Annotated in this window: 5 protein-coding genes; 3 read left to right on the top strand and 2 right to left on the bottom strand. The window is 62.3% G+C overall.

Annotated elements, in window-relative coordinates:
* Positions 1-962 (bottom strand): amidohydrolase family protein (locus tag V5B39_RS08070; protein WP_434735668.1); only part of this gene is annotated, 962 nt, incomplete at its 3' end.
* A gap of 68 nt (positions 963-1,030) precedes the next feature.
* On the bottom strand, positions 1,031-1,702 hold the full coding sequence (locus tag V5B39_RS08065; RefSeq protein ID WP_332342384.1) for an OmpA family protein: 672 nt from the start codon (positions 1,700-1,702) through the stop codon (positions 1,031-1,033).
* Positions 1,703-1,951: 249 nt separating this feature from the next.
* On the opposite strand from V5B39_RS08065, the gene V5B39_RS08060 reads away from it, so the two are divergent.
* The 3 genes from V5B39_RS08060 to V5B39_RS08050 all read left to right on the top strand — a co-directional run bounded on the left by V5B39_RS08060 (position 1,952) and on the right by V5B39_RS08050 (position 7,468).
* Positions 1,952-2,701 carry an SIR2 family NAD-dependent protein deacylase gene (locus V5B39_RS08060; protein WP_332342383.1) on the top strand — a complete coding sequence of 250 codons (750 nt, stop codon included), beginning with the start codon at positions 1,952-1,954 and terminating at the stop codon, positions 2,699-2,701.
* Positions 2,702-2,966: 265 nt separating this feature from the next.
* Positions 2,967-6,398 (top strand): transcription-repair coupling factor, encoded by a 3,432-nt coding sequence (mfd, locus tag V5B39_RS08055; RefSeq protein ID WP_332342382.1) that lies wholly within the window; start codon positions 2,967-2,969, stop codon positions 6,396-6,398.
* Positions 6,395-7,468: a 3-deoxy-7-phosphoheptulonate synthase gene (locus V5B39_RS08050; RefSeq protein WP_332342381.1), complete on the top strand. Its 1,074-nt coding sequence runs from the start codon at positions 6,395-6,397 to the stop codon at positions 7,466-7,468. Before mfd ends, V5B39_RS08050 begins: the two co-directional genes overlap by 4 nt.
* Positions 7,469-7,501: the final 33 nt, after the last annotated feature.

Genomic DNA, 7,501 nt, shown 5'->3' with positions numbered 1-7,501 from the left:
AAGAGGTCGAGGCGGTTGTTGCTCGCCGCACCGTCTGTACCCAGACCCATGTTGACGCCCTGGGCGGACAGCGCCGTAATCGGGGCAATGCCGCTGGCGAGTTTGAGATTGGAACTGGGACAGTGCGCCACGGAACAGCCGTGCTGCGCCAGCAGTTCGATTTCATGAATATTCAGGTGCACCGCGTGCACGGCGATCAGGGCCGGACTCAGCAGACCGAGACGGCGGAGACGTTCAATCGGGCGCACCCCGAAGCGCTGCAGGCTGTCGTCTATTTCCTGGACAGTTTCATGCAGATGGAGATGGATCGGCAGTTCGATCTGTTCGGCCAGGGTCAGCACCCTGGCAAAGCTCCGCTCGCCAACGGTGTAGGGAGCATGCGGGGCGAGGCAGAAAGACAGCAGCGGCTCCCCCAGCAACTGGTCCCGGACGGCCAGCCCTTTGTCCAGATAGTCGTCCGCATCCGCCGCATAGTTGCTCGGAAAGTCGACGGTGATGAGGCCGATCGCGGCGCGCATTCCCGCAGCGAGCGCCGCCTCGGCAGCAGCCCTCGGGAAGAAATACATATCGTTGAAACAGGTGATGCCGCCACGCAGCATCTCGGCGCAGGCCAGCAGCGTACCGTCATGGACAAACTGTGCCGAGGCATGTTTCGCTTCGGCTGGCCAGACATGCTCCCGCAGCCACTGCATCAGGGGCAGGTCATCGGCAAGACCGCGCAGCAGACTCATCGCCGCATGGGTGTGCAAATTGACGAGTCCCGGAATCAGGACGTGCTGCTCCAGGCGCTTGCGCGTGCGTGGCGCAAAGCGATCGGCCACCTCGTTCTGCGGGAGGAGGTCGATGAGGCAGCCATGGTCGACGACCACGGCATGGTTTTCGAGAACCAGACCGGCCGGATCAACAGGAACGATCCAGCGTGCCTCGATGACGAGGTCGACGGGCGGCAAGGGCATGGTCATCGCACAGGCATTCGAAAGACTAAAAAAAACCCCGCCAGAGCGGGGTTTTCGGAGGCATTTCGCCGAAATTACTTGTTGCCGATGACTTCGATATCGACACGACGGTCAGGCTGCAGGCAGGCGATGGTCTTCTTGCTCTTCGGACCTGGGCACTGATCGGGCTTGGTGACCGGATTCGTCTTGCCCTTGCCCGCGGTGATGACGAGGTTGGCTGCGATCCCCTTGCTGACCAAGTAGGTCTTGACTGCAGCAGCGCGCTTCTCGGAGAGTTTCTGGTTGTAGGCGTCGGAACCAAAGCGGTCGGTATGGCCGGTGGCCGTGATCAGTTCCAGCTTGATCGCCTTGGACTTGGCCACCACTTCATCCAGCTTGGCCTTGCCTTCCGGACGCAAGGTCGCCTTGTCGAAGTCGAACAGCGCGTCGGCGGCAACCGTGATCTTGTCGGCCGAAGGCTTGCTAACCGGTGGCGCGGCGGCACCCGGTGCAGCCTTGGCGGCAGCTGGCTCGCAAACTTCCTTCGGCAGCAGATCCTTGTCGCACTTGCAGCCGGCCGGGTCCTTGGCGGCCGCAGCCGGGGTCCAGAAGCCGGTACGCCAGCAAAGGCCGGTACCGCTGACCACGACCTCACCGCGTTGGTCGATCACGTAGACGCGATCATTGGCGGTTTGGGCTTGCACGGAGCCAGCTGCCGCAAAGAGGCCGATAGAGGCCAGCAGGGTAGTAATGATTTTCGATTTCAAGATGTTCCTCCTCGAGTAATCTCTGTTAGGTCCGAATGCGTGTAACGCGATGCGATTTTTGCGCAGTCAGGAGATTTAAGCATACAAACTTGATTTGCTTCAAGCATTGGCCTGGCATTGTGTGGCATTTATACAACGAACCAGTCCCGGTAGCGGCGCCAGCCGTGCTTCTGTGGCCGCCATCACGTCGATGACGTCGCTCTGCCGAACATGCGACAATCGCTGCCAGCTTTCACGAAGGAGAGAATCATGGAGCATCTGGAATCAATCGCCTCGCTCCTGCGCGAGGCAGGCGAAGTCGTCGTTTTCTCGGGCGCCGGACTTTCCGCCGACAGTGGCATTCCGACGTTCCGTGATGGGGCGACCGGCCTGTGGAACAACGTCGACCCGGACGAAGTCGCCAGCATTGAAGGATTTCTGCGCAATCCGCAACGTGCCTGGAGCTGGCTGCTGCAACTGCGGAACCTGGTCGATGAACGGCATCCGAATGCCGGCCATCACGCGATCGCCCGCCTGGACGAAATCTGTTCGGCACAGCAATTCACCGTGATTACCCAGAATATCGATGGCTATCACGCGCGCGCCGGGAACCGGCACGTCCTCGAAGTGCATGGCACCATCCACCGGGTGCGTTGTCACCGGCATTGCGGATTTGTCGCCAACTGGAATCAGGACGCCCTCGAACCTTACGCCTGTCCGGCTTGCGGCGCGCCGGTTCGACCCGATCTGGTGATGTTCGGGGAAACGCTCGATGAAGCCGTCTTTACCGCTGCCGAGAGATCCAGCCTCCAGGCCGACGTATTCTTCTGTGTCGGTACCTCATTCACCGTGCAACCTGCCGCCCGCCTGCCGCTGTGGGCGAAAAGCGCCGGTGCCGTGGTGGTGGAAGTCAATCCGCATCCGACGCCCTTGTCGGAGGTGGCCGATTACTCGATTCGCAGGGGTTCATCGCAGTTCTTCAGCGCACTCTGCACAGCCCTCGAAGCGGCGAGCCGCTGATGCGCGCCAGAGCAGGCAACGCGCCGGGGGCGAATGAAAGTGTGGGTCGAAGTGCCTTGATGGAGAGGCGTTGACATCGTTGATCACTTCTCCCCCGCGAGGGGAGTCTATCGCTCCCTCCCAACACTTTCATTCACACCCAAATGTCGATCCGGACGGCCGGTGAGCCGGCCTGATCGGCTATAATCTCGCTCCTTCGCCGCCCTGCCCTGATCGGCCTGGGCAGACCAACCCATTTCAGCAGTCGAGCCGCGAGTCGCATTCCTTGTCATTTCCGCTTCCCCGATCGCCATTACCGAAAATCGGCGAAAGGCTTCAGATCCCTGCGGGCTCTGCTGATGCCCTCCTGATCGCCCAGGCAGCTTCGGAAGCGAGTACCGGCAGCGGGCGGCGCCTGCTGGCGGTGCTCACAGCCAGTGCTGGCGACGCACACCGTCTGCTGCAGGAAATTCCCTGGTTCGCGGCCCATCTGCGCGTCCGCCTGCTGCCCGACTGGGAAACGCTGCCCTACGACAGCTTCTCGCCACACCACGACCTGGTTTCCGAGCGGCTGGCAACGCTCTATGCCGTCATGCGCGGAGAGTGTGACGTGCTGCTGGTCCCCGCCGGCACGGCGGTCTACCGTCTCGCACCGCCGGCCTACCTGGCGGCCTACACTTTCTTCCTCAAACAGGGCGAGAAGCTCGACCCCGGGCAGTTCCGCACCCAGATGACGCTGGCCGGTTACGCGCTGGTCACGCAGGTCGTGGCACCGGGCGAGTACGCGATCCGTGGCGGTCTCGTCGATCTCTTCCCAATGGGCTCGCCACTGCCTTTCCGCCTCGACCTCTTTGACAACGAGATTGAAAGCATCAAGACTTTCGACGTCGACAACCAGCGCACACTCTATCCCGTACCCGAGGTTCGCCTGCTGCCGGCCCGCGAGTTTCCGCTCGACGACACCGGTCGCACCCGTTTCCGCCAGCGTTTCCGGGAGATTTTCGAGGGCGACCCCGGTCGCTCGGGGATCTACAAGGACGTCTCGAACGGCCTCGCGGCGGCCGGCATCGAGTACTGGCTCCCCCTGTTCTTCGAGGAAACGGCGACCCTTTTCGACTACCTGCCACACCACACCGTACTTTGCCTGTACAGCACGGTGCCGACAGCGATTCGGGACTTCTGGCGCGAGGCACAGTCACGCTATCGCCTGCTCTCCGGCGACCGTAGTCGCCCGCTGCTGCCACCGGCTGATCTCTTCCTGAGCGAAGAAGAGTTCTTCGTTGCCGCCAGGGCCTATGCCAGAATCAACCTGACCGCCGACCATGAAGGTCCGGCATGCAGCCTACCGTCTCTGGCCATCGACCGTCGTGCGGAAAACCCGCTGAGTCGTCTGCAGACCTTTCTCGCCGAGTTTCCCGGCCGTGTGCTGTTGCTCGCAGAAACCGCAGGGCGCCGCGAGACCTTATCCGGACTCTTCTCGGAATGCGGCCTGAAACCACAAGCCTGTGCCGGTTTCAGCGATTTCCTGGCGACCGACACGCGCTTGTCGCTGGCGGTTGGCCCACTGCATGACGGCTTCCAGCTTGCTCAACTGGCAATCGTCACCGAAGCCGAACTGTACGCCGACAGTCCGTCGCGGCGTACTCGCCACGTGGCGCAGCGCAGGGCGTCGGTCGACAACTGGCTGCGGGATCTCACCGAACTGAAGGTGGGTTCGCCGGTCGTGCATGAGCAACACGGCATCGGACGCTATCAGGGCCTGGTCCACCTCGATCTGGGCGAAGGCGAGATGGAGTTCCTCGAACTGCACTACGCTGGCGATGCCAGGCTCTATGTCCCCGTATCGCAGCTACACGTCATCGCACGCTACTCGGGCTCCGACCCGGATACCGCACCATTGCACACCCTGGGCTCTCAGCAATGGGAAAAAGCCAGGCGCTCTGCCGCCCTGCAGGCTCGCGACACCGCCGCCGAGCTTCTCGCGCTCTATGCCTTGCGCGCAGCCAGACAGGGTCATGCCTGCGAGTTCTCGACCCATGACCATGACGCTTTCGCCGACGGTTTCGGCTTCGAAGAGACACCTGATCAGGCCACAGCCATCGCTGCGGTCATCGAAGACATGCGATCAGGCCGGCCGATGGACCGCCTGGTCTGTGGCGACGTCGGCTTCGGCAAGACCGAGGTCGCCTTGCGCGCCGCTTTCTGCGCGGTGGCCGGTGGCCGGCAGGTTGCCGTTCTCTGCCCGACCACCCTGCTCTGCGAACAACATTTCCAGACGTTCAGCGACCGCTTTGCCGACTGGCCGGTCAGAATCGCCGAACTCTCCCGTTTCAAGACCGGCAAGGAGGCGGCACAGTCCCTCCAGGAACTGGCCGACGGCAGGCTCGACATCGTCATCGGAACGCACAGGCTGCTGCAGAAAGACGTGCATTTCAGCCGTCTCGGGCTGGTCATCATCGATGAGGAACACCGCTTTGGCGTCCGTCAGAAGGAAGCTTTGAAAGCGCTGCGTGCAGAGGTCGACGTGCTGACCCTGACCGCAACGCCGATCCCGCGCACCCTCGCGATGTCGCTTGAAGGCCTGCGCGACTTTTCGGTCATCGCCACCGCGCCGCAGAAACGCCTGGCGATCAAGACCTTCGTCAGCCGCTTTTCCGACGGGGTCATCCGTGAAGCACTGTTGCGGGAATTCAAGCGCGGTGGGCAGGTGTATTTCCTGCACAACGAAGTCGACACCATCGAGAACATGCGCGACAAGCTCGCCAAGCTGTTGCCCGAAGCACGCATCGTCGTCGGCCACGGCCAGATGAAGGAGCGCGATCTGGAAAGGGTGATGCGCGACTTCACGCAACAACGGGCCAACCTGCTGCTGTGCACGACGATCATCGAAACCGGCATCGACAACCCGCATGCCAATACCATCATCATCAACCGTGCCGAAAAATTCGGTCTCGCCCAGTTGCATCAGTTGCGCGGTCGGGTCGGACGCTCGCATCATCAGGCCTACGCCTATCTGCTGACGCACGACGAGGCCGCGCTCAACAAGCAGGCCAGGCAGCGCCTGGAGGCGATCCAGATGATGGACGAACTCGGTGCCGGTTTCTATCTGGCAATGCATGACCTCGAAATCCGGGGTGCTGGCGAGGTGCTCGGCGCCAACCAGTCCGGGGACATGCAGGAAGTCGGTTTCAACCTGTTCACCGAGATGCTCAAGCGCGCCGTCGCGGCGCTCAAACTGGGCAAGGAGCCAGACCTGATGCAGCCCTTAGCGATCGCCACCGAGATCAAGCTGCATACGCCCGCCCTGCTCCCCGACGACTACGCTCCCGATGTCCACGAAAGGCTGACGCTGTACAAGCGCCTCGCCGACTGCGTGACTGCAGAGGCCCTGGCCGACCTGCAGGAAGAGCTGGTCGACCGCTTCGGGGCCTTGCCGCCGCAGGCTCGCGCCCTGCTCGACAGCCACCGGCTGCGCCTGCTCTGCAGGCCGCTCGGGATCAGCAAGCTCGACGCCAACGCCGAGCAGATCGTCGTACAGTTTGAAGCCAGGCCGCCGATCGACCCGATGCGCATCATTCATCTGATCCAGAAGGACCGCAACTACCACTTGGCCGGACAGGATAAACTGATCCTCAAACGCCACTGCGCGAGCCTTGGCGACCGCGTTGCCGCGGTCAAGGACATCATTCATCAACTGAGCACGCAGGCAAACACATGACCACCTTCGACATCGACAACATCAACGTTACCGCCTTCGACCCCATGCCTTCGCCGGAGGAAGTCCATGCCCAACTGCCTCTCTCGGCCAGCGCCGCGCGCCTGGTCATGCACGGCCGTGAGGTCTTGCGCAATATCCTCGACCGCAGCGACCCGCGCCTTTTTGTCGTCGTCGGACCATGCTCGATCCATGATCCGGTCGCCGGATTCGACTATGCGCAACGCCTGAAGGCGCTCGCCGACGAGGTCAGCGAGACGCTCTACCTGGTGATGCGCGTCTATTTCGAAAAGCCGCGCACGACCACCGGCTGGAAAGGCTATATCAATGACCCGGATATGGACGATTCCTTCCGTGTCGATCAGGGAATGCTGAAGGCCCGCGAATTTCTCCTCAAGCTTGCCGAACTCGGGCTGCCCGCCGGCACCGAGGCGCTCGACCCGATTGCGCCGCAGTATCTCGGCGACCTGATCTCCTGGACAGCGATCGGCGCGCGCACCACCGAATCGCAAACGCATCGGGAAATATCATCGGGCCTGTCGACCCCGGTCGGCTTCAAGAACGGTACCAACGGCGACATCGGCATTGCCGTCAATGCCATCCTCTCGGCTGCACGGCCACACAGCTTTCTGGGCATCAACGCCCAGGGGCGCACTTCCATCGTTCGCACGCGCGGCAACCGTTATGGGCACCTGGTCCTGCGCGGTGGCGACGGGCGTCCCAACTACGATACGGTCAGCGTGCAGATCACCGAGCAGGCGCTGCGCAAGGCGGGTCTGCCAATCAACATCGTGGTCGACTGCTCGCATGCCAACAGCTACAAGAAGCATGAGTGGCAGCCGCTGGTGATGGCCGATGCGGTCAACCAGGTCCGACTCGGCAACCAGTCTCTGGTCGGGATGATGATCGAATCGAATCTCGTCGCCGGCAACCAGGCGATTCCGGAAGACCTCTCGCAACTCAGATATGGCTGTTCGGTCACCGACGCGTGTGTCGACTGGCAGACCACCGAGCAGATGATCCGCGGCGCCGCCGGACTGCTGCGCGAGGTGCTGCCCGGTCGAACCGGTTGAGGGACGATCACCCGATTCTTACGGACCTGAAAG

Origin of the sequence: Accumulibacter sp., assembly GCF_036625275.1 — a bacterium.
In the GTDB taxonomy this organism is placed as follows: domain Bacteria; phylum Pseudomonadota; class Gammaproteobacteria; order Burkholderiales; family Rhodocyclaceae; genus Accumulibacter.
This window is presented reverse-complemented; position numbering and strand designations above follow the sequence as displayed.